17 protein-coding genes are annotated in these 26,137 nt (G+C 70.6%); 8 read left to right on the top strand and 9 right to left on the bottom strand.

Translation table 11 applies throughout. The annotated features are described in order from the left end of the window. Positions 1-107 precede the first annotated feature (107 nt). Positions 108-1,079 carry a TIGR03885 family FMN-dependent LLM class oxidoreductase gene (locus VZQ01_RS05795; protein WP_426747098.1) on the bottom strand — a complete coding sequence of 324 codons (972 nt, stop codon included), beginning with the start codon at positions 1,077-1,079 and terminating at the stop codon, positions 108-110. Between the two features lie 133 nt (positions 1,080-1,212). On the opposite strand from VZQ01_RS05795, the gene VZQ01_RS05790 reads away from it, so the two are divergent. Further along, positions 1,213-2,862, top strand: coding sequence for an alpha-amylase family protein (locus VZQ01_RS05790; protein WP_426747097.1), 1,650 nt, complete (start codon positions 1,213-1,215; stop codon positions 2,860-2,862). A 48-nt stretch (positions 2,863-2,910) separates the two neighbouring features. After that, the gene (locus VZQ01_RS05785) at positions 2,911-3,573 is read left to right on the top strand and encodes a lysoplasmalogenase (RefSeq protein WP_223785015.1); all 663 of its coding nucleotides are present in this window, start codon (positions 2,911-2,913) and stop codon (positions 3,571-3,573) included. A 17-nt stretch (positions 3,574-3,590) separates the two neighbouring features. Here VZQ01_RS05785 and VZQ01_RS05780 read toward each other — a convergent pair whose 3' ends face one another. The 3 genes from VZQ01_RS05780 to VZQ01_RS05770 form a co-directional block, all read right to left on the bottom strand. Beyond that, entirely contained in the window at positions 3,591-4,592 is a 1,002-nt protein-coding gene (locus tag VZQ01_RS05780) for a hypothetical protein (protein ID WP_223785016.1), read from the bottom strand. A gap of 198 nt (positions 4,593-4,790) precedes the next feature. After that, complete coding sequence (locus VZQ01_RS05775) at positions 4,791-6,185, bottom strand: hypothetical protein (protein ID WP_248544747.1); 1,395 nt, start codon at positions 6,183-6,185, stop codon at positions 4,791-4,793. Between the two features lie 207 nt (positions 6,186-6,392). Continuing rightward, positions 6,393-8,009 (bottom strand): NADP-dependent glyceraldehyde-3-phosphate dehydrogenase, encoded by a 1,617-nt coding sequence (locus VZQ01_RS05770; protein WP_223748970.1) that lies wholly within the window; start codon positions 8,007-8,009, stop codon positions 6,393-6,395. Between the two features lie 244 nt (positions 8,010-8,253). Here VZQ01_RS05770 and VZQ01_RS05765 point away from each other — a divergent pair, with 244 nt between their 5' ends. From VZQ01_RS05765 to VZQ01_RS05755, 3 genes are all read left to right on the top strand, one after another. Beyond that, positions 8,254-10,641: a sensor histidine kinase gene (locus VZQ01_RS05765; RefSeq protein WP_426747096.1), complete on the top strand. Its 2,388-nt coding sequence runs from the start codon at positions 8,254-8,256 to the stop codon at positions 10,639-10,641. Positions 10,642-11,114: 473 nt separating this feature from the next. Then, positions 11,115-13,772: an eCIS core domain-containing protein gene (locus VZQ01_RS05760; RefSeq protein ID WP_426747095.1), complete on the top strand. Its 2,658-nt coding sequence runs from the start codon at positions 11,115-11,117 to the stop codon at positions 13,770-13,772. Positions 13,773-13,784: 12 nt separating this feature from the next. Continuing rightward, positions 13,785-14,507, top strand: a complete 723-nt coding sequence (locus tag VZQ01_RS05755; RefSeq protein ID WP_426747094.1) for a hypothetical protein — start codon at positions 13,785-13,787, stop codon at positions 14,505-14,507. 108 nt (positions 14,508-14,615) lie between these two features. On the opposite strand, the gene VZQ01_RS05750 is transcribed toward VZQ01_RS05755, so the two are convergent. Continuing rightward, on the bottom strand, positions 14,616-16,496 hold the full coding sequence (locus VZQ01_RS05750) for an EGF domain-containing protein (RefSeq protein ID WP_426747093.1): 1,881 nt from the start codon (positions 16,494-16,496) through the stop codon (positions 14,616-14,618). Positions 16,497-16,743: 247 nt separating this feature from the next. Continuing rightward, positions 16,744-17,571 carry a polyphosphate kinase 2 family protein gene (locus VZQ01_RS05745; protein WP_223751486.1) on the bottom strand — a complete coding sequence of 276 codons (828 nt, stop codon included), beginning with the start codon at positions 17,569-17,571 and terminating at the stop codon, positions 16,744-16,746. A gap of 131 nt (positions 17,572-17,702) precedes the next feature. Here VZQ01_RS05745 and VZQ01_RS05740 point away from each other — a divergent pair, with 131 nt between their 5' ends. The 3 genes from VZQ01_RS05740 (at position 17,703) to VZQ01_RS05730 (ending at position 22,159) form a co-directional block, all read left to right on the top strand. Beyond that, on the top strand, positions 17,703-19,880 hold the full coding sequence (locus VZQ01_RS05740) for a mucoidy inhibitor MuiA family protein (RefSeq protein ID WP_223751487.1): 2,178 nt from the start codon (positions 17,703-17,705) through the stop codon (positions 19,878-19,880). 15 nt (positions 19,881-19,895) lie between these two features. Next, positions 19,896-21,461, top strand: coding sequence for a mucoidy inhibitor MuiA family protein (locus VZQ01_RS05735; RefSeq protein ID WP_426747092.1), 1,566 nt, complete (start codon positions 19,896-19,898; stop codon positions 21,459-21,461). Positions 21,462-21,571: 110 nt separating this feature from the next. After that, on the top strand, positions 21,572-22,159 hold the full coding sequence (locus VZQ01_RS05730; RefSeq protein ID WP_426747091.1) for a prolyl hydroxylase family protein: 588 nt from the start codon (positions 21,572-21,574) through the stop codon (positions 22,157-22,159). Positions 22,160-22,168: 9 nt separating this feature from the next. Here the strand turns inward: VZQ01_RS05730 and VZQ01_RS05725 are convergent, their stop codons facing one another. From VZQ01_RS05725 to VZQ01_RS05715, 3 genes are all read right to left on the bottom strand, one after another. Continuing rightward, a complete protein-coding gene (locus tag VZQ01_RS05725; protein WP_426747090.1) occupies positions 22,169-23,752 on the bottom strand; it encodes an SDR family NAD(P)-dependent oxidoreductase in 1,584 nt (527 codons plus the stop codon). Positions 23,753-23,837: 85 nt separating this feature from the next. Beyond that, a complete protein-coding gene (locus VZQ01_RS05720) occupies positions 23,838-24,683 on the bottom strand; it encodes a head GIN domain-containing protein (RefSeq protein WP_267697026.1) in 846 nt (281 codons plus the stop codon). A 60-nt stretch (positions 24,684-24,743) separates the two neighbouring features. Further along, positions 24,744-26,123 carry a hypothetical protein gene (locus tag VZQ01_RS05715; protein ID WP_426747089.1) on the bottom strand — a complete coding sequence of 460 codons (1,380 nt, stop codon included), beginning with the start codon at positions 26,121-26,123 and terminating at the stop codon, positions 24,744-24,746. Between the last annotated feature and the right edge of the window lie 14 nt (positions 26,124-26,137).

The following is a 26,137-nucleotide window of genomic DNA, read 5'->3' as shown; positions in this document are numbered from 1 at the left end:
CGTGAGCGGCCCCGAATTCCGGGGGGCGGCTGACAGGCCTGTCGCGAACAACCTCCTCGCGCCGTGGCGGGATGACATGGGTGTCATCCCCACGTGCGGGCCCCGCTTCAGCGCGCCGTGCGCAGGGCGGGGAGCACGTGCTCCGCGAACGCGTCGATGAAGCGCTCCTGTCCGCGGTTGACGTTGTGCAGGTACAGATGGCTGAAGCCGAGCTTCACGTCCTCGGCGAGCCAGTCGACGTGGCGCTGGAAACTGGAGGACACCCGCACGTGTCCCTCCAGGTCCTTGGGCTGGACGGTGCGCGCCAGCTCCTGGAACTGCGCGGGCGAGCGCAGGTCCGTGAGCACGGAGCTGGCGAAGATGTTCGTCGCCCACTGCACCATCGCGCCCTGGAGCGCGGCCTGCTCGTCCTCCGCCCAGGAGAGCTGCACCTTGAGGAACATCGGCTTGCCCTCGCCGCCACCCCGGTGGAAGGCCTCCACCATCTTCCGCAGCTCGTCCGGGGGCTTGCTCACGGTGATGAGCGCGTCCGCCCAGCCGCCCACCCATTCGGCCGTCTGGGGCGTTATCGCCGCGCCCACCAGCAGGGGCGCCTGGGCGGGCCGCGAGTAGAGCTTCGCCTCCTCCACCCGGACCAGGCCCCGGTGCGTCACCGTCTCCCCGCGAAAGAGCGCGCGCATGATGTCCACGCACTCGCGCAGGCGCGCGTTGCGCAGGTCCTTCGGGGGCCAGGGCTCCCCGGTGATGCCCTCGTTGACGAACTGCCCGCTGCCCAGGGCGGCCCAGGCGCGACCCGGGAACATCTCCGCGAGCGTGCCCAGGGCTTGCGCGATGAGGGCCGGGTGATAACGCTGTCCGGGAGCGTTCACCACGCCCAGACTGGACAGCCGCGTGGTGGCGAGCGCCGCGCCCATCCAGCTCCACGCGAAGCCGCTGTGTCCCTGCGATTCGCTCCAGGGGTGGAAGTGGTCCGAGTTGAGCGCGGCCGTGAAGCCCGCGGCGTCGGCCCGGCGCACCAGGCGCAACAACTCACTGGGAGGAAACTGCTCATGGGAGGCGTGATAACCGAGCGTGAGCATGCGCGCGCACGTTGGTGCCGCCCGCGTGCCGTCGCGAGTCCCTCGTGTCCATGACTGTGCGCTGTCGCACGCATGACGCGCCCCCGGGTGCGTCCTTCGTCCAGCATCTCCACCTTCGCCCCAGGGGAGACGGATGATTCAGGACCTCTGGTACAAGAACGCGGTCATCTACTGCCTGGACGTCGAGACGTTCATGGACGGCAACGGCGATGGCGTGGGCGACTTCGGCGGGCTCCAACGCCGGCTCGACTACCTGGCGGGCCTGGGCGTGACGTGCCTGTGGTTGACGCCGTTCCACCCCTCGCCCAATCGCGACAACGGGTATGACATCACGGACCACTACGGCGTGGACCCGAGGCTGGGGAGCCTGGGGGACTTCGTGGAGTTCACCCACCAGGCGAAGCAGCGCGGCCTGCGCGTCATCATCGACCTGGTCCTCAACCACACGAGCGACCAGCACCCCTGGTTCCAGGCCGCGAGCAAGGACCGGAACAGCCGCTTCCACGACTTCTACGTGTGGTCCGACAAGAAGCCCAAGGATGCGCACAAGGGCATGGTGTTCCCGGGCTCGCAGCACACCACGTGGACGTACGCGCCCGGCGTGAAGCGCTGGTACTTCCACCGCTTCTTCCCCTTCCAGCCCGAGCTGAACATCGCCCACCCCGCGGTGCGCGAGGAGCTGCTCAAGGTGATGGGGTACTGGCTGCAGCTGGGCGTGTCCGGCTTCCGGGTGGACGCGGTGCCCTTCCTGGTGGAGCTCAAGGGCCTGCGCAGCCACGGCATCGAGGACCCGTACGAGCTGCTGGACCGGATGCGCGAGTTCCTCTCGTGGAGGAGCGGGGACGCCATCCTCCTGGCCGAGGCCAACGTCACCATGGACGAGGTGATGAACTTCTTCGGCAAGGAGGGAGACCGGATGCAGATGGTCTTCAACTTCGCCGCGAACCAGAGCTACTTCCTGTCGCTGGTGACGGAGGACGCGACGCCGCTCGTGGAGTCGCTGCGCTCGGCGCCCAGGCTGCCGCACCTGGCGCAGTGGGCGAACTTCCTGCGCAACCATGACGAGCTGGACCTGGGGCGCCTGCCCGCGAAGGCTCGCAAGCGCGTCTTCGCGGAGCTGGGCCCGGAGCCGAGGATGCAGCTGTACGAGCGCGGCCTGCGGCGGCGGCTCGCGCCCATGCTGGCGGGGGACCGGCGGCGGCTGGACGTGTCGTTCAGCCTGATGCTGTCGCTGCCGGGGACGCCGGTGCTCTGGTATGGCGACGAGCTGGGCATGGGCGAGGACCTGTCGCTGCATGAGCGCCAGAGCGTGCGCACGCCCATGCAATGGGCCGACGAGCCGCACGGTGGCTTCACGCGCGCCGAGGAGCCCTTCCGGCCCGTGGTGGAGCGGGCGCCCCACGGCTACCGGCAGGTGAACGTCGAGCACCAGCGCAGGGACCCGGGCTCGCTGCTCAACTGGATGGAGCGCATGGTGCGCATGCGCAAGGAGTGTCCGGAGCTGGGGTGGGGCGCGTGGCGGTTGTTGAGCGTGAGGAACAAGAACGTGCTCGCGCTGCGGTACGACTGGAAGGGCGAGACACTGGTGACGCTGCACAACCTGTCCGGCAAGGCCTGCGAGGTGAGCTTCTCACCGGGAGGGCCTCCGGCGCGGCTCGTCCACCTGCTCTCGGAGGACCACTCGTCGCCCGGCAAGACGGGACGCCACCGCGTGACGCTGGAGGGGTACGGTTACCGGTGGTACCGGATGGAGCAGCGACTCGCGCCGCCCGCCACGGATTGAGGTCGGGACAGGCGTCGTCCCCGCGAGCCGCCAGGGTAAGGTGGCCGCATGCGTGGTGCTTCGACGGTGGGGACGAGGATTCTCGCGGGAGTGGGTGTCCTGGGCGCGGCGGGGTTCCTCCTGTGCCTGGACACGGGCCCGGTCGAGGTCCGCCTGGTGACCAAGTCGCTGCCGATGCTCTGCCTGCTGCTGTGGCTGTGGCCGCCGCGGGGACGCTATGCGCGATTGATTTTCGCGGGGCTGGGGCTGTCGCTGCTGGGGGACGTGCTGCTGGATGCCAGCAAGGCGCTGTTCCTGCCGGGGCTGGGGGCGTTCCTGCTGGCCCATGTGAGCTACACGGCCGCGTACCTCTGTGCGACGCGCGAGCTCCGGTGGGGGAGGGCGCTGCCGTTCCTGGTGCTGGCGGTGGGGGCCAGCGTCGTGCTGGGCCCCCACCTGGGCGCCATGGCCGGGCCGGTGACGGCGTATGTCGTGGTCATCTGCACGATGACCTGGCGCGCGGCGGCGCTGCTGGGCGCGTCCGGACTGACGCGACGGGAGCAGGGGTTCGCGTTCGCGGGGGCGCTGCTGTTCGCCCTCAGCGACGGGGTGCTCGCGGTGAAGCTGTTCGTGACGCCGGTGACGGGAGGCAGCTACGTCGTGATGCTGACGTACTGGGCGGCGCAGCTGTGCATCGCCCGTTCCGCGCATCGCGCCCCGGCCGAGGCGTGACTCCCGTACTCAAGGCCTCAGGGGAGTCGGGCGTCGAGCCACGTCAGGTGTGCGTCGAGGGTGTCCGCCACGGCCTGCGCCTGCTCGGAGGCGCTGGGGTCGGTGTATGGATTTCCAATCTCCTTGTGCTTCCACTTCACCCACGTCTGCTTGTACCAACCCCAGTCGAGATTCGTCCCCGTCGAGGGTGGCGAGGCACCCGCGTAGCCGGAGAACGCGCGAATGCCCGTGGCCGGAGCCACCTCCTGGCCGCCCACCACCTGGAAGAGATGGAGCCGCTGCCGCCGGGGGAACTGGGCACTCAGGTCCGTGGCCCACGCGCCATAGAACGTGCCCCAGGGCCGCACGGGATTGTCGATCTTGGTGTCGTGGGTGCCCAACTCCCCCTGGCTGTTGCGACACACGCCGTCGAACGACGACACGTAGAGGTCGATTCCATCCAGTGCCCCGTTCGCGCGAAGCGCCTGGGCCAGCCGCATCATCAGGCAGCCGCCTCGCGAACTGCCCGCCAGGTAGATGGAGCGTGTCTCCGGACGGACCTGCGCCTGGAGCCAGCCTGAGAAGCCATTGACGATTCGCTGCTTCGTGTCGCTGTCGAACAAGTGGTCGAAGTTGTTGTCGTTGACCACGGACAGGTACGTCCTGCCCCGAGGAAACCACCCCAGGGTGTCCAGCTTCATCGCCAGCGAGCGGCCATCCAACGTGACGTTGGGGCACGAGACGCTGTCACAGGATGCGTCCCAATTGGACGACTGCCCCGTGACACCACTCGAGTGCCCGCTGCTCGAAATCTTCTGCCCCGCTGACATGACCACCAGCGCCTCGCGCGGACCGGGAGCATCCACCTCCGCGATGCGGATGTTGTGAAGCACGAGGTCAGGGGCGCCCGCCGCGCGGAACTGCTCGAAGCCCGCCGCTGCCAGGTAGGCGCCCGAGCCATTCTTGTAGACGACACGCCGGGACACCACCGTCCTCGCCCCGCCACTGGGATAGGTCAGGGGCCGCGACTGGGTCTCCATCGAATCCTCAACCCCTGGCTCCAGGGGAGCCCCGCAGCCCGCTCCCCCAAGCAGCAAGGCCCACTTCATCCCTGAGAAGACACGACGCGCGACACCCGATGAGAGACCCATGTGTGGCTCCAGCTCCTGGAAGTGAATGACATCCAAGCACGGCCGGGGGCTTCGCGCTGGACCCAGGGCTCGATTGACGAGATCGCGCTACTGCGCCTCCATCAACAGGAAGCTGAAGTCCGCGGAGCCGTCACCGCTGGCCTTGGGGGCCTGGCCGTGGCAGCCCAGGCAGCTCGCGGTGGATTGGATGTAGGTCTCCATCGTGGTGTTGGCGAGCACGGGCGGGGTGCCCTGCGGCGCGCCTCCGGTGGCCCACTGGGTGCTGATGAGCTGGTAGTTCTCCCAGACGGAGCCCTTGAGCAGCGCGCGGTAGTACGCATTGAGGCCGGGGTCTGCCTGGATGGGCGTGGTGCGCGTCACCTGGACCGGGGCGTTGAGCGGCCCGCCGTCGGGCGCGAGCTCCGTGTAGGGCTCCTTCGCCGTCTGGGTATTGGGCGTGCAGTCCCCCGTGCAGTGCGGGTTGAAGAACGAGGACGTCGTGTTGTCCACGTGCTCGAACGTGGACCAGAACCAGGTCTGCTGCGTGTCCGTCTTGTGGATGATGTGCAGGCCGACCAGGCCCACGGTGACGGGGTTGGCGCCGGGGCTCGGGTCTCCGGCGTCATCGTTGAAGACCCAGGCCTGACGCATGAAGAAGCGCTTGCCCGAAATCTCCTGCGCGGAGAGCACCTTCCACGATGCCTTCACCTCCATGGCGCCCACCGGGCCGCACGGCTTGCCATTGCACGGCCCCGGACTCTGGTTGGCGCCGGTGGGGAAGGAGATGGTGACGCCCTTCTGTCCGGCTGCGTTCCAGAGGTTGTTGGTGATGAGGTAGTTGTACTCGTCCTGGTTGAGGCGCTTCTCGTAGCGCACGAAGCGCCCGTTCTGGTCCGTCAGCGGACCCCCGACGGCCTGCTCGATGTCCGGGAGCTTCTCTCCGATGGCGGCCGAGGCCTTGGAGGTGCTGAGCAGCAGCTTGTGCACGCCGGTGTTCAGCGCCTGGAGGCGACCGGTCTCCAGCAGCTTCGTGCGCTGACGCAGCTTCGTCTCGAAGGCCGCGGGTGTGTTGAAGCTGCACCACGCGCCGGGCTTGCTCCCCGGTGGCACGAACATGTCCAGGTCATCCGGGTAGGTCTCCCAGACGGTGGGCCCCTGGCCGCTGAGGATGCTGCTCTGGGTATTGGCCGTGCACGAGGAGGGATTCGCGGGCCAGTTGAGCGCGATGAAGGTGTTCCACGAATAGACATCCACGTCGGATTGGAATTCACCGAAGCGGGGACACGCGTTGGCGGGGACGACGGCGAGCGCGGGCGTGATGGCGGTGGCGCACGTCGAGCCGGGACAGGTGGGGTCCGGGTTGCACGCCTGGGGCAGCGGCGGGGCATCCGTGGACCCGATGGGGCCCGGATTGGGAGAGGAGGTCGCACAGGCGATGATGGCCGCAGAGGCCAGCACACCGCCCACCAGCAGCTTCCCAGCGAAGGCAGACACGACGCGCATGAATCACCTCGGGGTGTGAGGAGACGAAGGCGCGCGAGGCTATTGCAAGGCAGGGGCCCGGGGAGGGGAGAGGTGCCAACCGCCCGGAAGAGGTGGGCCCCGCCACATCCCCTGGGCCTCGGGCGTTGCTTCGAGACGCGCTTGCGTCGAACGATGACGCGCGCGGGTGGGCAACGAGTTCAACCAGACCCAGGGGAAACCCCAGGGTCAGAACAGGAAGTCCGTCGTCAGGAAGTCCGACTCGCGCCGGGTGAGGATGGATTGCACCAGGTGGGTGTTGGCCGGCGTCGTCTTGGTGGCGACGAGCGTGCGGATGGAGAACACGCGCAGCGCGTCCGCGACGGACAGCGTGCCCTCGGCGGAGTCCTTGCGGCCGTTGAAGGGGAACGTGTCCGGCCCTCGCTGGCACTGGCAGTTGAGGTTGATGCGGCCCACCTGGTTCGAGAACGCGTCGATGAACCGGCCGATGCGCGCCGGGTCCTGGCCGAACAGGCTGAGCTGCTGGCCGAACTGGGACTCCACCACGAGCTGGATGACCTCCTCGTCCCGGTCGAACACCATCACCGGCACCACCGGGCCGAACTGCTCCTCGCTCGACAGCCGCATGTCCCTGGTCACCGGGTACACCACCGCGGGCGCGAAGAACGAGTGCGACGACTGACCTCCGGTGGCGTTCACCACGCGCGCGCCCTTGGCCACGGCGTCGTCCACCAGGCCTTGCAGGTAGTCCGCCTTGCCGGGCTCCGGCAGGGGGGTGATGGCCACGCCCGGCTCCCACGGCATGCCGGGCTTGAGCGCGTCCACCGCGGCGGTGAGCTTCTTCAGGAACACCTCCGCGATGCTCCGGTGCACCACGAGCAGCTTGAGCGCCGTGCAGCGCTGGCCGTTGAAGGAGAGCGCGCCGATGATGCACTCCTTCACCGCGTTATCCAGGTCCGCGTCCTCCAGGATGATGGCCGGGTTCTTCGCGTCCAGCCCGAGCACCGACTTGAGCCGGTGCGGCCGGGGATGCATCCGCTTCAGCTCGCTGGCGCCCCGGTGGGTGCCGATGAAGGCGAACAGGTCCACCTGCCCGCTCTCCATCAGCGCGCCCACCGTCTCGCGGCCCTTGCCGTAGATGATGTTGATGACGCCCGGAGGGAAGCAGTCGCGGAACGCCTCCAGCAGCGGCCGGATGAGCAGCACGCCGAACTTCGCCGGCTTGAAGACCACCGTGTTGCCCATCAGCAGCGCGGGGAACAGCGTGCTGAAGGTCTCGTTGAGCGGGTAGTTGTATGGCCCCATGCACAGCGCCACCCCCATGGGGGCCCGGCGAATCTGCGCCATGATGCCCTGGTCCTGCACGAAGCGGGACGAGGTGCGGTCCAGCTCCTTCAGCGCGCGCACCGTCTCCACGATGAGGTCGACGGTGCGGTCGAACTCCTTCTCCGAGTCCGGCTGCGTCTTGCCAATCTCCCACATCAACAGGTTGACCACCGTGGCGCGCTGGGCGCGCATGGCCACGAGGAAGCGCTCCACCGCCTCGATGCGCTCCGCCACCTTCATCGTCGGCCAGACGCCCCGGCCCGAGTCGTACGCCTTCACCGCCGCGGCGAGTGCGGCGAGCGACTCTTTCGAGGTGAGCTGCGGCGTGGCCCCGAGCACACGCTGCTGGAGCCCCTCGGGCGTGCGGAGGAAGACGGGGCTGCGCACGGGGCTGAGGTCTCCCTCCCAGGTCTTCAGCTCGCCACCCACCAGGTACTCCCGCTGCTCGAGATAGGGCGGGAGCCGCACGCTGGAGGGGAGCTGCGCTTCGGTCGGGAAGAGGTCGGCGAGTGGCGTCATGGCGGCCTTCTTAACGAGGCGCCTCTCTCCTGGCACCTCTTCCCGTGAAGGGTTGGACGCAGGACCCGGCAGTGGGACCGGCCAGTCGGCCCACCCGGGAGGAGTACCTTGCCGCCCATGCGCGGAGTCGTGACGAGCCCCACCGTCAAACCGGGAGGCAGACGCGACGTGGGGCGCGTGAGCGGAACGAGGGGCTGCCCGGGGCGTCACCGTCCGCGTCCGTCGGCCGGAAAGGAGCCGAGCCTTGGCGCTCGAGGAGGATGTCTCCCTCTCATGGGGAGGCTTGCTGGCGCGGTGGGGGCCCGTCCTGCGGACGCGTCATGGGCTTCGACGCGAGCGAGCCGGGCTCGTCCAGAGCGGGCTCGAGGAGGTGCTGCCGGTGCTCCTGGCGGCGCTCGCCCGGGCGCTCCAGGACGACGCGCTCCCTCCCTCGGCCGAGGTGCTCCGGTACTTGCGAGCCGGACAGGCGGAGCGCTGGCATGCCTGCCACGGCCTGGAGGCCTGCGGGGTCGTCCAGGAGTACGGCCTGCTGCACGACTGCCTGCTCGAGTTGATGGAGGAGGCGGGGGTGACGGCCACGCCGCGACAGCAGCGCATGCTGGCCGCGGTCTTCCATGCGGCGAGCACGGACGCGGTGGGGCGCCTGGCGTCGAGCTCGGTGGCCTCGAGGAGCGAGGGGTGGCTGCAGGCCATCATCGACCACGCGCCTCCGGTCATCTTCGCCAAGGACGCGCAAGGGCGCTTCGTGCTGGTCAACCGGAGCTTCGAGGAGGCGCTGGGGAGGTCGCGCTCCAGCGTGCTCGGCAAGACGGACTTCGACCTGTTCCCCGCCGCCGTGGCGCGGCGCAACCGGGAGCACGACGAGCGGGTGCGACAGTCGCTTCGGCCCGTGACGGAGGATGAGCACATCCCCGGCGTCCAGGGCGTGCGCACCTGGTTCGCGATGAAGTTCCCGCTGCCCACCGTGGGCGCGGAGGGGCCCATCATCTGCGGCATCTCCACGGACATCACCGACGCGCGCCGCACCCACGAGGCGCTGCGCGAGAGCGAGGAGCGCTTCCGCCTGTTGATGGACGCGGTGGAGGACTACGCCATCCTCCTGCTGGACCCGGAGGGCCGCGTGGTGAGCTGGAACGCGGGCGCCGAGCGGCTCACCGGATGGCAGGAGCAGGAGGTGCTCGGGCGGCACTACGCGCTCTTCGCGCCCGAGGAGCAGGTGACCCGGGGAGAGCCCCAGCGGCTGCTGCGCGAAGTGGCGGACGGCGGTCACTTCCGGGGAGAGCTGCGACGAAAGCGGCGGGACGGCTCGTGCTTCTGGGCGGACCTGGACATCGCCGCCGTGCGCGACGAGGCGGGCCGCTTGCGCGGGTTCGCCAACGTGGCGCGCGACATCACCGCGAAGAAGCAGAGCGAGACGGCGAGGGACTTCCTGCTGGAGGCGGGGCGGGTGCTCGCGGGCTCGTTGGACCTGGAGACCACGCTGGGCGCCTTCGCGGGCCTGGTCGTGGAGCACGTCTCCGACTACTGCGTGGTGGACCTGCTGGAGGCGAGCGGCCGGCTCGTCCGACAGGAGGCGGCCGCGAGGGAGCCCGAGCGACAGGACCTCATCCGGAAGCTCCTGGCGTTCGCGCCCCGGACGGAGGAGGACGGCCCGCTGGCGCGAGCGCTGGCGTTGGCGCAGCCCATCGTCGTGCCGGAGGTGACCTCCCGGTTCCTCGACTCGGTCTCCAGCGACGCGGCGCACCGGGCCTTGCTGGAGGCGCTGGGGGCGCGCTCCGCGGCGCTGGTGCCCGTGGTGTCACGCGGGCGCGCGCTCGGGCTCATCCACCTGGTGTGGACGCGGCCGCATGACTCGCTGGAGATGGAGGCGCTGGTGGAGCTGGCCCGGGGCGTGGCGGACCGCGCGGCGGTGGCCATCGAGAACGCGCGGCTGTACCGCGAGGCCCGGGACGCGGTGCGCGTGCGCGAGGACGTGGTGGCCATCGTCAGCCATGACTTGCGCAACCCCTTGCATGCCATCCAGCTGACGGCGACGTCGTTGTTGCGCAAGGGCACCCTGCCGGAGGGGGGCGTGAAGGGGCTGGAGCGCATCATGGAGGCGACGCAGCGGGCCTCGCGCTTGATTCGAGACCTGCTGGACTTCACCCAGGCGAGAGCGGGGGAGCGCATCCCCATCCGGCCGTGCGCCATGGACCTGCATGTGCTGGCGCGCAAGGTGGTGGACGAGGTGCTGCTCGCGCACCCGCGGCGCGACATCCAGGTGGAGCTGCGGGGGGACGGGCGGCTGGAGGCGGACGCGGACCGGCTGGCCCAGGTGGTCTCCAACCTGGTGGGCAACGCGCTCCAGCACAGCGCTCCGGACTCGTGTGTCCGCGTCCACCTGCGCGAGGCCGGGGACGGTGTGCTCCTGGAGGTCCACAACGTGGGCAGGCCCATCGCGGCGGGGCTGCTGCCCACGCTGTTCGAGCCCTATCGCCGCGGGCCGGAGGCGCGCGCCGGCCAGGGCAGCATCGGCCTGGGCCTCTACATCTCCCGGCAGATCGTCCTGGGACATGGCGGCAGCATCGAGGTGTTCTCCAACGAGCGCGGCACCTGCTTCAAGGTGTGGCTGCCGCGCCGCCGGGGGCCCTGAGGCCGCGATGACTGGGGTTGCCGCGTGCTACGCGGCCGACCTCAATTGCACGCCTGGGTATTGGGCTTGCAGAACCGCTCGCCCACGGACCCCGAGCAGCCCAGGGCGAAGACGGCGCGCACGAGCGTCAGGATGCGCTTCATGGTCGACCACTCCTTGGATGAGGTTTGCGCGCGGGAGCCGACCATGAACCCGCACGTGCGCTCAAAGAAATGCGGACCGTGGGTGAATGTAGACGTCGAGGCCATTCTTGACGTCCCGCGCCGATGCGACGCGGAGGTCCAGATGTAGCCCGCTGTGTCCCTCGTCGATGTGACGCGCCCTCGCGTACACTCGCGCCTCCAGACCAGGGGGGAGCCATGCGACGCAGTGCGGCTCGGGTTCATGCGAGTCATTCGTCCGAGACACGGGGCGCCACCCCCGCGTCGCGTCCGCTCGCGTCGGTCGCGAGGCAGGCGGTCTCGGCCGACGCCGTGGCCGAGCCCGGAGCCACGGCGCCGGGCGTCCGGTTCGACTTCAGCCGGCTCCCGCTCACCCCCAGCGTGCAGCGCGTCGCGTGCGCGGGGGGCTCCTGCTCCTGCTCGTCCTGCGACAAGAAGAAGGAGGAGGTGGCCCGGGCCGCGCAGCCCGGTGTCTCCAGCGCGGGGCCTTCCGAGAATGTGTCCGCGCACGTCGCCCGCGGGCTTGGCTCCGGGCAGCCCCTGGAGTCGTCCGCGCGCGCCTTCTTCGAGCCGCGCTTCGGCCAGGACCTGGGGGGCGTGCGCATCCACATCGACGCGAGGGCGGCGGACTCGGCGCGCGCGCTCCAGGCTCGCGCGTACACGGTGGGCAGCGACATCGCCTTCCAGGAGGGCGCGTACTCACCTTCCACCCAAGCGGGACGTCGGCTGCTCGCGCATGAGCTGACGCACGTGCTGCAGCAGACCGGAGGCCGCGCCACCTCCGGCGCCCGGCTGGCCCGCTTCGCCACCGGGGGGCTGTCGGTGACCTCCCCAGGGGACGCCTCCGAGCGCGAGGCCGAGTCCATGGCGGACGCGGTGATGGCGGACGGCGCGACGCGCGAGCCCGGGCGCCACCGCCTGGGCGTGGCCCGGGATTTCTCTCCCGCGCCCGCGTCGAAGTACACGGTGCCCTCACCGCCGGCGCCTCCCACGCCTCCGCCCACCCAGACGACGTCGGACGTGCCGCCGACCCAGTCGGGCACCCCCGTCAACAAGAACGGGCTCGTCGCCGCCGAGGAGGGCGTCAACCTGCGCGCCTCGCCCGACACCGGCTCGGCCCCGCTGGAGCGGCTCCCGCAGAACACCCGCATGTTCGTCAGCCGCGAGCAGTCCGGCGGCTGGTACTTCGTGATGCTGGTGGATGGCCGCTTCGGCTACGTGGCCAAGTCGCATGTCACCGTGGACATGCCCGACCCGGAGGCGAGGCTGTACCGCATCGCGTCCGGCGAGACGGCGCTCGACATCGTCAAACGCTTCTACAAGTCCGACGCGACGAAGTGGGGCCAGGACGAGCGCTTCTTCGTCAACGTGCTGGTGTTCGTCAACGCGGAGCGCGGCCGCAAGGGCATCTTCAAGCCGGACCCGGAGGGGGACTGGGACACCACCCAGACGCACGCGGGCTCGCAGATATGGATACCGGGCGTCGAGTTCGCCAAGACGCTCAAGGGCCAGGTCTCCTCGGGCTCCATCACCTACGAGGCCTACCAGAAGGTCAAGAACGTCATCACCGCCATCGGTGAGTTCCTGGCCGGCTCCATCGCCTTCGTGGCGGGGCTGCTGCACGGCGTGCTCGAGTCGCTCTGGGACACGCTGGTGGGCCTGGTGGACCTGGCGAAGCTCGCGGGCAAGCTGGTGTGGAGCCTGGTCACCGGCAACCTGCTCTCCGACATCCGGGGCTTCTTCAGCGACCTGTCCAAGCTCGACTTCAAGCAGCTGGTGTCCGCGGGGCTCGACGCGCTGGACAAGAAGTGGAACGACCCGAGCCTCCTCAAGCGCTGGCACTTCCGGGGCTGGATTACCGGCTACGCGCTGGCGGAGATCGTGATGCTGTTCTTCAGCGGCGGCGCGCTCACGGCGCTCAAGGGCGCGGGCAAGGCGGGCAAGTTCGCCCAGTTCCTCGCCAAGATGCCGCGCGCGGCGAAGTTCCTGGAGAAGGCCGGAGAGGCCGCCAAGGGGCTCAAGGAGGCCGAGTCCCTGCGCAAGGGCATGAAGGCGCTCACCACGGCGCGCGACTGGGCCGTGCGGGTGCTCAAGGTGCCCGGCCACCTCCTGCAGAACCTCTCCGCGGAGGCGCTCGAGCGGCTCAAGCGGCTGCCCCAGTGGGCCATCGAGCGCTTCAGCGAGCTGAGCGACGTGGCCAAGGCGCGCGTGCTTGGCTGCGCCTCGCCGTGCAAGGTGGACCTGGGCGCCATCCAGAAGTACCTGGCGGAGCTGGCCGCCAAGGGCGCCACCGGCGCGAAGAAGCTCACCACGCCGGAGAGCGTGCTCGTCGCGCTGCCCAAGGATTTGAACATCGGGAAGATCAAGAAGTACCTCGACGAGTACCCGGCGCTGATGGAGCTCATCCGCAAGGCGGACCTGACGGACCTGGACCTGGCGAAGCTGGTCGACTTCATGACCGACGCGGACAAGCTCAACCCGAAGACGGCGTATCAGACGTTCACCCGCTACCTCACGCTGGTGGTGCCGTCGAAGACGGGTGGAGACATCGGCGCGTTCAACAAAATCGTGGAGGCGGTGGTGAAGGCGGACCCGCGCCAGGGCGCCGCCCTCAAGGGCCCCATGTTCGAGGCCTTCGCGCGCACCCACCTGCAGGAGTTCGCCGGCAAGGCCTTCACGCGCGAGACCTTCACCGTCCCCGGAGGCAAGCGCCGCACCGCGGACCGCTTCTTCGCGGACAAGGGCGAGCTGTGGGAGGTCAAGCACCAGCTCACCGACAAGGTGCCGCCCGGCCAGGTGGACGACTACCTCTCCTTCCTCGGCACGAAGGGCAACAGCTCCGGCGCCGAGGTGAAGTCGCTGAACTACCTGTTCCCGACCGAGGAGGCCGCGAAGCTGAACTCGGCGCTCAAGGCGCGCGGCATCACCGTCTGGTATGTGAAGCAGCCCAACGTGCTGACGAAGCTCTAGCGAGGACACGCCATGGCCGAGGTGAAGTGGACCGCCAGCTCGCAGCACCATGACTGGAATGACCGGCGCGCGCCGGCGGCCTTCATCGACGCGCTCGCCGAGGCGGGGCTGGTGGGGACGGTGGAGGGGGTGTGCGGCTGGGACGAGGACGCCACGCGCCGCGCGGTGAAGCTCCAGGGGCCTGGCGTGGGCGCGCGGGTGATGGCGGAGATTCCGAAGAAGGAGAAGCACCCGTTCCTCAAGGCCTGGGGGAGCACGCCTTCGCCGTGGACGCTCACGGTGGGCATCTCGCGCTTCGTCGCCGACGAGGGGCGGGTGGCGGGGCTCAACACCTTCGTCTTCCAGTTCGACGGCGCGGCGTACGAGGACGAGGCGGGCTCCGCGCTGCTGCTCGCCGCCTTCCACGCGGCCCACTCGCCCGACACCACGGAGTTCGCCGCCATCCATCCTCTGGCGCGCTACGAGGCGCTGGAGACCGGCGAGTACGACTCCGCGGTGACGCTGCGGCCCCTGTTCGCGGGCGTCTTCTGGGCGAATTTCCTGGGCCGGGGGCACGTGGAGCAGTTCGACCGCGCGGTGCTCGCGCGGCTGCCACCGGAGCGCGTGGAGTGGGTGGACGGCGGCAAGGGCCTGTTCGTCGTCACCACGCCCCGGCTCGGGGAGGCCACCACTCCGGCGGTGGAGGCGGAGATGCAGCGCCTCACCGAGGTGTTCCGCGAGGCCCGGCGGCGATGAGCCACCGGGCGCTCGCGAGGCCCTGTCACGACGGGTGACGGGGCCTCGAGTCACCGGGCGCGCGGCGAGCTGTCGGCCCGCGCGCCCGGAGGTCATCCCGGCACGGCCTCAGGGGTAGGTGATGGCCTCGATGAGGGACGGGTGGTCCGCGCCGCACAGGGAATCCGCGTCGGCGCCGAGGAACACGCCGCGCAGCACGTGGTCGGCCTGGCCCTGGCGCTTCACGGTGAGCGAGTAGGGCACGGGCGTGTCGTCCGTGGGGGACGCCTCGAAGCTCGTGCTCTTCAGGCAGATGAAGTAGGTGCCGCTCGGGGGCGTGCCCTCCGGGCCGGACGGGGCCAGCGCGCCCGCCTTGGCGGGACCGTACGCGAGCAGCTCGCCGTTGGGCGTGCGGACGATGAGGTCCTGGTCCTGCGCCCGCTCCCAGCTCGCCGTGACGCCCAGGGGCGTGCCGAGGGGCGCGCGGGCCCCACAGACGCCGTTGGTGCACGTCTTCCCCGCGCCGCACGTGTTGCCGCAGCAGCCGCAGTTCGTCGGGTCGGTGTTCGCGTTCACGCACGAGGAGCCGCACTTCACCTGCGGCGGCGGGCAGCTGCCCGGGATGCAGTCGAAGCCGCCCGGCTGGTTCACGCACCGCTGCCCGGGCGTGCACGTGTGCGTGCCGTTGGTGCACTCGTTGATGTCCGTGCAGGTGCGGCCGTTGCCGGAGTAGCCCGCCTTGCAGGTGCAGTTGTAGCTGCCCTGGGTGTTGGAGCAGGTGGCGTTGGGGGAGCACTGCGAGGTGCCGTTGGTGCACTCGTTGATGTCGTTGCAGGTGCGGCCGTTGCCGGAGTAGCCCGCCTTGCAGGTGCAGTTGTAGCTGCCCTGGGTGTTGGAGCAGGTGGCGTTGACGGAGCACTGCGAGGTGCCGTTGGTGCACTCGTTGATGTCATTGCAGGTGCGGCCGTTGCCGGAGTAGCCCGCCTTGCAGGTGCAGTTGTAGCTGCCCTGGGTGTTGGAGCAGGTGGCGTTGACGGAGCACTGCGAGGTGCCGTTGGTGCACTCGTTGATGTCGTTGCAGGTGCGGCCGTTGCCGGAGTAGCCCGCCTTGCATGCGCAGGTGTAGCTGCCGGGCGTGTTGGTGCAGGTGGCGTTGGGGGAGCACTGCGAGGTGCCGTTGGTGCACTCGTTGACGTCGTTGCAGGTGCGGCCGTTGCCGGAGTAGCCCGCCTTGCACGTGCAGGTGTAGCTGCCGGGCGTGTTGGTGCAGGTGGCGTTGACGGAGCACTGCGAGGTGCCGTTGGTGCACTCGTTGACGTCGGTGCAGACGCTGGGGCTGCCCTGGCAGGTGTAGCCGGGCTCCACCTGACAGATGGTGCTACAGCCGTCGTTCGCCGTGCGGTTGCCGTCGTCACATGACTCGCCGGTGCCCACGCGGCCATCGCCGCACAGGGGGCCGGTCGTCTCGACGGCGTCGATGAGGTAGAGGCCCGCCAGGGCGCGGTTGAGGCGCACGTAGCGGTACGGGGTGGCATTGGAGTAGGGGACGTCCACGGAGAAGCGGCCCACGCCCAGTTGGATGAGGTTCGCCTGACCGGTGGCGATGACGGTGCGGTCGGCGCTCAGGAAGTCCACCGTGAACAGCACGGTCAGCGTCAGGCCGCCGTAGTGGATGCGCAGGGGCCCGCGGCCCTCCTCACCCTGGCCCATGTCCAGGAGCAGCGAGCCGCCGAGGATGGAGAGCACGGTGGCGCGCTGGCCGTCGGGGGCGCCCACGGCGTTGTTGGGGTTGAGGACGACGTTGAGGCCGCTGGGCGTGGCCGCGTCCGCGTACGGGTCCACCACCGCCAGCTCCGCGCTCTCTTCGGACTGGGCGTCCTCGAGTGGCGTCTCCGACTCGCCTTCCAGCGTCTCTTCGTCCTGGGGATTCGCACCACAAGCACCGAGGACGGTGCACAGCAACACCGCGCCCAGCGCGCGCCACGTCGTGGCCCTTCGACTGAACTCCATGTCTCGCTCCATTCCAATCGCTCACCGACGGGCTTCCCGGGGGATGTCCCCTGGGCGGAAGCCGTCGGAGCGCATGGAAGGCACGATGTCGGTCTGGCGCCTGGAGCAAGGGGGCTTGTCGCACCCGACCCGTGAACCAGGTGACAGGCGTGTCGTTGAGTGTCGCGGTGTCGCGTGGCGGCGGACATCGGAGCGGCCCGGCGAGGCGACGTGGCGTGCGTGGCCGTGCGGGCCTCCCAGCGGGGCTTCAGCGCTTGCGGCGCCACGCCTTGAGCTCGGCCTTCTTCTCCGCGCCCAGCGCGTCCAGCCGCGCCTGCCAGCGCTCGCGGTGTGGCTTGAGCGCGGCCACCACGGCGCGGGCCACGACGAGGTTGCGGTACCACTTGGCGTCGGAGGGGACGATGCACCAGGGCGCCTGCTTCGTGGAGGTGCGCGCGAAGACGTCCTGGTAGGCCCGGGTGTAGTCCGCCCAGAGCTTGCGGTCCTCCCAGTCACCGGCGCTGATCTTCCACGCCTTGCGCGGCTCCTTCTCCCGGTCCATCAGGCGCTGCTCCTGCTCCTGCTGGCTGATGTGGAGGAAGAACTTCAGGACGATGGTGCCGTGCTCGGCGAGCATCTCCTCGAAGTCCTGGATGTGGCCGTAGCGCTCCTTCCAGAGGGACGGGGGCGCCAGCTCGTGCACGCGCACGGCGAGCACGTCCTCGTAGTGGGAGCGGTTGAAGATGGAGAACTCGCCCAGGCGCGGGGTGTGGCGGTGAATGCGCCAGAGGAAGTCGTGCTCGCGCTCCTCCAGCGTGGGCGCCGCGAACGACGCGACGGAGACGCCCCGGGGGTTGAGGCTGCCCACCACGTGCTTGATGGTGCCGTCCTTGCCCGCGGTGTCGCGGCCCTGCAGGACGATGAGCACCGAGTTGAGCCGCGAGCCCCACATCAGGTCCTGGAGGTCGAACAGCTCCTCGCCCAGGGCCTCGAACTCCGCCTTCGCGTCGACCTTCTGTTCGTGCTTCGGAGGCGTGGTGGAGAGCTTCTCCAACCGCACCTTGGCTCCCTGACTCGCGCTGGTGATGAGCTGCATGACTTCCTTTCGATGAGGCGTCGGTCCGGAGGCCAGCGTGCCACCCGAGGCGTCCGGGGCTGAGACAATCGTGCGGGCGCCGTGATGACTTCGTGAAGATGTGAGCACAGCCGGACACGTACCTTGGCCGCATGCTCCTTCTTGGACTGGGTTGGGCCGTCAGTCAGCTGCTGCACGCCTCCACCGAGGCTCCCATCACCGACGTCACCGTCTACAGCGACCGGGCGCGGGTGGTGCGGACCGCCTCCCTCCAGGTCTCCGGCACCGAGCGGCTGGAGCTGCCCCTGTTGCCGGAGGCGGTGGACCCGGACTCCATCCAGGTGGAGGCGGAAGGGGCCCGCGTCGCGTCCGTGGAGGTGCGCGCGGCCCAGCCGGCGCCGTTCCCCGTCGCGGAGGCCACCGCGTTGCTTTCGACGTTGGACCGGCTGGGGGACGAGCTCTCCCGCGTCAACGCGGAGCACGTGGCCAACCAGCGCCAGGTCGCCGCGCTCGGCCGCATCCAGCCGAAGGGGCCGGGTGCGGACGCCGACGACGCGAGCGGAGCGCTGGCGCCCGGGGGCTGGAGCCAGGCCGCCGCGTTCCTCGTCGACCTGCGCACGAAGCGCGAGGTGCGGATGCGGGAGCTGGAGGCGCGCATGCAGGTCCTGCGAAACGAGCTGGACGCCCGGCAGGTGGAGGCGGGCCGCCTGGGGGCGCTGCCCTCGCCCCGGGGCTTCGAGGTGCGGGTGGCCCTCACCGGCTCGGGCGCCGCGAAGGTGCGCCTGTCCTATGTGGTGCTCCAGCAGGCGCGCTGGTACCCGCGCTACGAGCTCCAGCTGAACCCGGCGCAGCAGCGGGTGCAGGTGGCCTTCTCCGGACGCGTCAGCCAGGAGACGGGCGAGGACTGGACCCAGGCCCGCCTCACGCTCAGCACCGCGCTGCCGTCCACCTTCACCGCGCTGCCGAAGCTGACCACGTGGAGGCTGGGCACCGCCGAGCGCTTCATCCCCACGGCGCGCAGGACCGACGAGCTCCCGAGCGAGCCGCCGCCGCTGCCCCGGCCCGTGGCCCCGCTGGACGTGGTGGCGCTGCTGCGCCGCGAGCTCGAGACGCGAGCCCAGGGGAAGGGCGCGCCGCGTGCCCCGCAGCAGGTGGCCCAGGCGTCGAGGCCGGCGCCGACGCCGACCGAGTCCCGGAGCCCGGAGCCGGAGTCTTCCCGTCCTTCGCCGACCGCGCGCGTCGCACCGGGCGGTGATGCCTTCGTCCTGGGCAACGTCATCGATGCCCAGTCGCGAACTCCCGTGGGCGACGTCGTCGTCACCGCCACCTCGCCGAGCCTGCCGGGGGAGGAGACCACCGTGACCGACGCGCAGGGGAACTACCGGCTCCCGCCCCTGCCGCCCGGCGTCTACACGCTCCGGTTCGAGAAGGAGCAGTTCAAGCCGTACGCGCGCGCGGACATCCAGGTGTGGATGCAGCGCACCGTCCGGATGAACGTGGAGCTGCTCCCGGAGAGCCTGGGCGAGGTCGTCGAAATCGTGGGCGCGCCGCCCACCGTCGACGTGGGCAGCACCCACACCGGGGTGGGCTTCTCGCTGCATGGCGCGCCCATGTCCAACTGGCGGCCGGAGCCCGTCGTGGACCGCTACGTGGGGCTGGCGCCGCCTCCGGGCTGGCGTCGTCCGGCGCTGGACTCGCAGCTGCCGGCGTCGCTCGCGGGAGGCCACGACCTGGCCTTCACCGCGCCGCGCTCGGAGACGGTGCCCAGCGGGCAGGGCGAGCGCACCATCCCGCTGCTCCTGGAGTCATGGCCCGTGCAGGTGGAGCGCCGCGTCTTCCCCGCGCTGGCGTCGGAGGCGTACCTGGTGGCGCGGCTGAAGAGTCCGTCGCGAAGCGCGCTGCCCGGAGGCACCGCCTCGCTCTTCGTGGGAGACGACCCGTCCGGCACCGCGTCGCTGCCGCTCATCGTCCCGGGCGAGCCCTTCACGCTGCCCCTGGGCATGGACCCGGCCGTGCGCACCGCGCGCGACGTCCGGCTGGTGCAATCAAAGGAGGGCTTCATCTCCAAGGACGACCTCAACACGTACGAAGTCACGCTGGAGGTCTCCAACCCCTATCCCTTCGCGATGCAGACGCACGTGGTGGACCAGTGGCCCCTGGGCTGGGGTGGCGACGTGGAGGCGACGCTCGTGCGCACCGAGCCCGTGGCGAGCCAGGACCCCAAGACGGGGGTGCTGCGCTGGGACGTGGTGATTCCCGCCTCCAGCAAGAAGACGCTCACCTTCGAGTACCGCCTGAAGCGCCCCCAGAACTGGAAGCTCACCCAGTAGCCGCGAGGAGCCACCATGACCTTGTTCCCCTTGTCCCTCCTGGTGCTCGCCGCCGCGCCCCAGGTGTCCTCCGTCGTCGTCTATCCGGACCGGGCCCACGTCACGCGCACCCAGGACGTGACGTGCCGTGGCCCCACCACCGCCGTCTTCGAGCAGGTGCCGGAGGCCGCCTCGCGCGAGAGCTTCCGGGCGCGGGCCCCTGGCGCGGACCTGGAGGGCCTCACCGCCGAGCGCCAGACGCTCGAGCAGCAGCTCTCCGCGGAGCGCCGCGAGTGGAGGGCGCGGTGGGACGCGCTGACCCAGGAGGAGCTCACGCTGGACGCGGCGCTCGCGCGGGTGACGGGGCTGGAGCGGCTGTCGGAGGGCTACACGGACGTGGCCGTGGACCACGTCACGCGGGAGCTGACGGGCCGCAAGCCGGACACGCGCGCGTGGGCCTCGGCGTTCGACGCGGCGTTGTCGGTGCGGATGCGCGCGGTGAGGGAGTCGTGGGAGCTGGCGGAGAAGCGCCGCGCGCTGAAGCAGCGCCGCGACGAGGTCTCCGCGCAGCTCTCGCGGCTGAGCACCGAGGCCGCCCGCGCCGAGTACCGGGTGGAGGTGCGCCTGTCGTGTCCCGAGGGGAAGAAGGCCCGGGTGTCGCTGACGTATCTGGTGGGCGGCAGCTCCTGGGAGCCGAGCTACGAGGCGCGCGCGGATGAGGCCTCGGGCACGGTGGAGCTGACGGCGCTCGCCACGGTGCGCCAGCAGACGGGCGAGGACTGGTCGGGCGCGAAGCTCGTGCTCTCCACGGCGCTGCCTCGCAAGAACGCCACGCCGCCGGAGGTGGCGCCGCTGCTCGTCCGGGCGCTGAAGCAGCCCAAGGAGCGCCAGGTGCTGACGGCGCGTCAGGAGGCGCGGCAATCCGTGGAGGGCGGCGTCGAGGGGGAGGCGGCCTCCGGCGAGGGCCCGCGGGCGGTGTCCCAAGGCGTGTCCGTGCAGTGGGAGGCCGAGGAGGCGGCGCGGGTGCCTGGGGACGGCGTGGCGGTGCGCGTGGTGCTGGGGCGTCACCGCCTGCCCGCGGAGTTCTCGTGGCGCACGGTGCCCAAGCTGCACCCGGTGGTCTTCCGCGTGGCGCGGCTGGCCAACACCACGTCCTTCCCGCTGTTGCCGGGTGAGGTCAGCCTCTTCCGGGGCACGGGCTTCCTGGGACGTCAGCGGCTGGAGCGCGTGGCGAGCGGGCTCCCCTTCGAGCTCACCTTCGGCATCGAGGAGGCCCTTCGCGTGACACGCACGACGGTGGAGGAGGTGAAGCGCCCGCGGGGGCTCTTCGGGGGCAAGCAGCGCTTCCGCTACGCCTACCGCTTCCAGCTCACCAACCTGCGTCAGCGCGAGGAGAAGGTGGTGCTGTCCGAGCACATCCCCGTCTCCGAGCTGGACGACGTGAAGGTGGAGGTGGCGCCGGAGTCGACGGCGGGCCTGGCACTGACGAAGGACGACGGCATCGCCACCTGGCAGGTGGCGCTCGCGCCCGCGGAGACGAGGACCTTGGAGCTCGTCTTCCACGTGGACGCGCCCTCCAGCTACGTCAGCGGAGGGCTGTAGGGACGCTCGCGGAGGAGTCATCCTGGGGAGTGTGGCTCCTCCGCGGGCGGGGTTGTTCCGGCGCCTCGTTTCCCTGGTCAACGCGTGGGAAGGGCGCTTGGATGGCGGGCATGTCGCCGCTGCTGCCGGACCCGGACCGTGCGCTGGGGGAAGCCAATCCGCTGGTCCTCACCCTCGAGGACCTCCTCAACGAGCACGAGTGCCAGGAGCTGGTGGAGCGAATCGAGGCGCTGGGGCCCTCGGCCGCGCCCGTCACCACGTCGCAGGGCATGGTGATGCGCCCCGACCTCCGCAACAACTCCCGGGTGATGTTCGATGACCCGGCGCTGGCGGACCTGCTGCACCAGCGCGTCCTCACCCGCGTGCCGCGCAGGCTGGAGCGCACCTGGGAGCTGTGCGGCGCCAACGAGCGGCTGCGCTGCTACCGCTACGAGGCGGGGGAGTACTTCGCGCCGCACTACGACGGCGCCTTCGTGCGCGACAGGAACGAGCGCAGCCTGCTGACGTACCTGGTGTACCTGAACGACGGGGCCGAGGGCGGCGCGACGAACTTCCTGGACCTGGGGCGCTCGGTGACGCCCCGTCGGGGGATGGGGCTCGTCTTCAACCACCACCTGTACCACGAGGGCGCGACGGTGACGGGCGGCCTCAAGTACGTGGTGCGCACGGACCTGATGTACCGCCGCGCGCTGCCCTGAGGACCCGCCTCACCAGTTGGTGAGGCGGTAGTCCTTGAAGAAGTTGCCCCAGGAGTAGTCGCCGGTGTTCTCGGCGGTGGTGATGGGGTCGATGATGCGCGCCGCGCCGTCGACGATGTCCAGGGGCGGCTGGAAGTCCAGGTCCTCCACCTTGCGCTGGGAGAACACGGCCGGGTCCTCGTCGGTGACCCAGCCGGTGTCCACCGCGTTCATGTAGATGCGGTCCTTGGCGTAGTCCGCCGCGGACGTCAGCGTCATCATGTTCAGCGCGGCCTTGGCCATGTTGGTGTGCGGGTGGCGGTCCGTCTTCGTCCCGCGCGAGAAGCTGCCCTCCATGGCGGACACGTTGACGATGTGGCCCGGCGTGGTGCGGTCGCGGGTCATCAGCGGCTTGAGCTTGCCGCAGAGGATGAAGGGCGCCACCGCGTTCACCAGGTGCACCTCCAGCATCTCCGCCGTGGACACATCCGCGAGCTTCATCCGCCACGAGTTCATGTCGCGCAGGTCCACCTGCTGCTCGTCCGCGTCCAACCGGCCCTGGGGGAACAGGGCGCTGGTGTCACCCTCGTTCTCCAGCGCGTACGGCAGGAGCGACAGCGCGGCGGAGGAGTGGATGCCCAGCGCCGGGTCGTTGCTGCTCCACGAGGTGGTCATCGCGGAGGGCTCCGTGCCGCCCGCGCCCAGGACGGGGTTCAGCTCGGTGAGGCAGGCCCGGTGGCTGGCGAGCAGCGGGCGGGCCGCCTCGGGCAGCTCCTCGAACCGGCGCAGCTCCCCGTCGAGCAGGTGGGCGTAGAAGCCCGGCGGCCGGCGCACCGTCTGCGCCGCGTTGTTGATGAGGATGTCCAGCCGCGAGTGCGTCTGCTCGATGTGCCGGGCGAAAATCTCCACGCTGGGCGCGTGGCGCAGATCCAGCCCGTGGATGTGCAGCCGGTGGGACCACTCCGCGAAGTCCGGCTCCAGCATGTAGCGCCGCGCCGAGTCCTGGGGGAAGCGCGTGGTGGCGATGACGGTGGCGCCCGAGCGCAGCAGCATCAGCGACGCCTGGAAGCCAATCTTCACCCGCGCGCCGGTGATGAGCGCGACCTTGCCGGACAAGGGCGCGCGTTGGGTGCGCTTGGCGTAGTTGAAGTCCGCGCACTCGATGCACATCGCGTCGTAGAAGAAGTGCAGCTTGCGGTACTCCGCCTTGCACACGTAGCACTTGCGCGGCGTCTCCAGGAGCCGCTCGGGGCCCTCCTCGACGGGGACCTCGCCGGCCGGAAGCAGGGGCGCGTTGAAGACGGGGGCGCGGCGCATCGTGCGGATGCGGGTGCTGGCGCGCACCTCCCGGTCCTTGGTCTGCTTGTCGTGGCGCTTCTCGCGCCGCAGGGCCTTCTCCAGGCGGGACTTCGCGGTGCGGTCCGGCATGACGATGCGGCCGGCGGCGATGAGCAGGGCGCGCTTGTCCTCCTCGGGCAGCCTGGCCAGGAGGATGCGGTCCTCGGCCATGGCCTCCAGGAGGCGGGTGCACCGACGGACCTCGTCGAGCGAGGCGGGGGCTTCGGGGGGCGGGGCGGCGTCGAGCGCGGGCGAGGTTGTCTCAGCGTCCTTCATGGCCGTCGGTGCATATCCCGGCAGGGGGCCTCGAAGAAAGGACCGCTCGCGGGCCCTCCCTGGATGGAGGGGGGACGGCCGGGCGTCAGTGCCAGATGACCCGACCGCCGCCGTCCACGTCGATGTCCCGCAGGGAGGCGCTCCCCCAGAGCTCCACGTCCCCGGAGCCCTCGAGGGAGACCTTCACGCTGCCCCCCTCGACGCGGGCCTCCACGTCCCCGGAGCCCTCCAGCCGGACATCCAGGTGGACGGCCCCGAGGGCCCGGGCCTCCAGGTCGCCGCTGCCCGACAGGCGGATGTCCAGCCGCTCGGCATGGCCCGAAAGCCGCGTCTTCCCGGAGCCCTCGCTCGTCACCCGCACGGTGTCGGCGGCGCCCGACCAGGACAGGGCCCCGGAGCCGGACAGGTGCAGCGCCACCGACTGGGCGACCCCCGACTCCGGCATGCACACCTTCAGCTCCCCGGAGCCGTCCAGGTGGGCCTCCAGCACGCGGGCCGCGCCGCAGTAGCTGAGCCTTCCGGAGCCCTGGGCGCGCAGGCGCACGTGCTCGGACTGCTGGCCCACGAAGCCGTCCACCCGCACCTGGCCGGAGCCGGAGAGCGAGGCGCCGGTCAGGCGCGGCAGGGTGACGTCCACATGCGCGGGGCCCTGGGGGTCCAGGTGGCCGTCCGTCTCGATGCGCAGCGTCCCGTCGGACTGGACGAAGGCGCGCACGTTGTCCTGGAGGTTGGAGTCCAGCGTCACCTCCACGGAGGAGGTGGCGCCCTCGCGCACGCGCACGTCCAGGTGGCCCTCGTACGCCACGGCCTCGAAGCCCTCGGCGCTCCGGGCCTCCGTCACGGTGTCGCCGTTGCCGCGCTCGTGGACGTCACACCCCGTCACCCAGCCCGCCATGAGCAGCACCACCGCCGCGCGCATCCACATGTCCATGTCTCCCCCGGGCCTGGGGCCCGCGTCCGGGGCCTGGAACACCGGCCGCGTGGGAAACTGTCACCGGGCGGGCGTGGGGGCCGAGGGCAGGCGCGTGGCGGCCACCGCCAGACAGAGGGTGGCCACGACGAAGTAGTAGTAGTTGCAGAACGCCTGTTTGTTGAAGGCGAAGAAGGTGGCGTAGGTGAGCGCGGTGGCGGCGGCGAAGCCCGCGGGGGTGCGGGGCGCGCGCCACAGGCTCAAGCCCAGCGCGGCGGCCACGGCGGCGAAGGGAATCCAGAGGGGTGGGGTGGGATGACCCTTGGCCACCCACGCGGCCAGGTAGCTCAGCGAGTCGACGCGGAACGGCTGGTGGATGTGCAGCGCCACCACGCTGTGGAAGAACGCCTTCGGGTCCGGCAGGGCGATGGGGAGGCTGACGGCCAGCGCGGTGGCGGCGGCACGCCACAAGAAGCCCCAGAGCTGCTGGCGAGGCTCGGGCAGGAGCAGCAGCGCCAGCGGCAGCAGGAACACCGTGTGCTGCTTGATGGCGAGCGTCAGGCCGAAGACGTACGGCAGCGCGCGAGGGAAGCGCACGGCGCAGAAGACCGTGGCCGACAGCAGCAGCACGAGGAAGGGCTCCGTCCAGGACTGCTCCAGCACGAAGAAGCCGCGCGGCGTGAGCAGGTACAGCGCCGCGGCGCCCGCGCCCAGACGACCACCCCGCGTCCAGGCCATGAGGCCGGCGGCGAGCGCGGTGGCCACGAGCTGCGCGTGGCGCGGGTCCGTCGCCAGCGCGCGGCCCAGGGTGGCGAACATCAGGCTCAGGGGCGGGTAGGGGAAGCCGAACAGCAGCCGTCCGTCCCGCACGAGCCCCTCGCCGTACCAGTGTCCATGGCCGTAGATGTTGGGGAACGTCATCGCGTACGGGTTCTGGCCGCGCAGGAGCTCGTCCGCGCCCTGCACCTGGAACACGAGCACGTCGATGTGGGGCGAGGGCGCGTGGCGAAGAATCCAGAGCCCCAAGAGCAGGTACACCCCGAGGAGCGCGGGCACGCCGACCTTGCGCAGCCAGTCCGGACCCGCGAGCAGCGCGCCACTGATGAGCGCCGCGGCCGCCAGCCGCTCGTGGAAGAGCGCGAAGGGCCAGGGCCCCTGGAGCCTGAGCGCGGACGACGGGTAGTCGGTGAGGAGCACCTGGAGCTGCAGGAGCAGCCCGACGCCCAGGCCCAGCGCGAGCGCCGCCTCACCCCACGTCCACGGGCGCGAGCCGCCGGGGCCGACGACGGCCAGCAGCGCCAGGCCCAGCGCCAGCGTGAGGCCTCGCAGGGACGTGTCCAGCAGCGTGCCGTTGCTGAGCTGGAGCGTCAGCGCCAGCACCACGGCGGCGGCCAGGCAGAAGAGGGGAAGACGCCAGGGGTCGACGCAGTCGCGCGCGGTGGGAGACGGGAGGCCGTCCATCCGGCGACTTATAC

The sequence above is a fragment of the Myxococcus faecalis genome, from assembly GCF_050039385.1.
In the GTDB taxonomy this organism is placed as follows: Bacteria; Myxococcota; Myxococcia; order Myxococcales; family Myxococcaceae; genus Myxococcus; species Myxococcus fulvus.
This window is presented reverse-complemented; position numbering and strand designations above follow the sequence as displayed.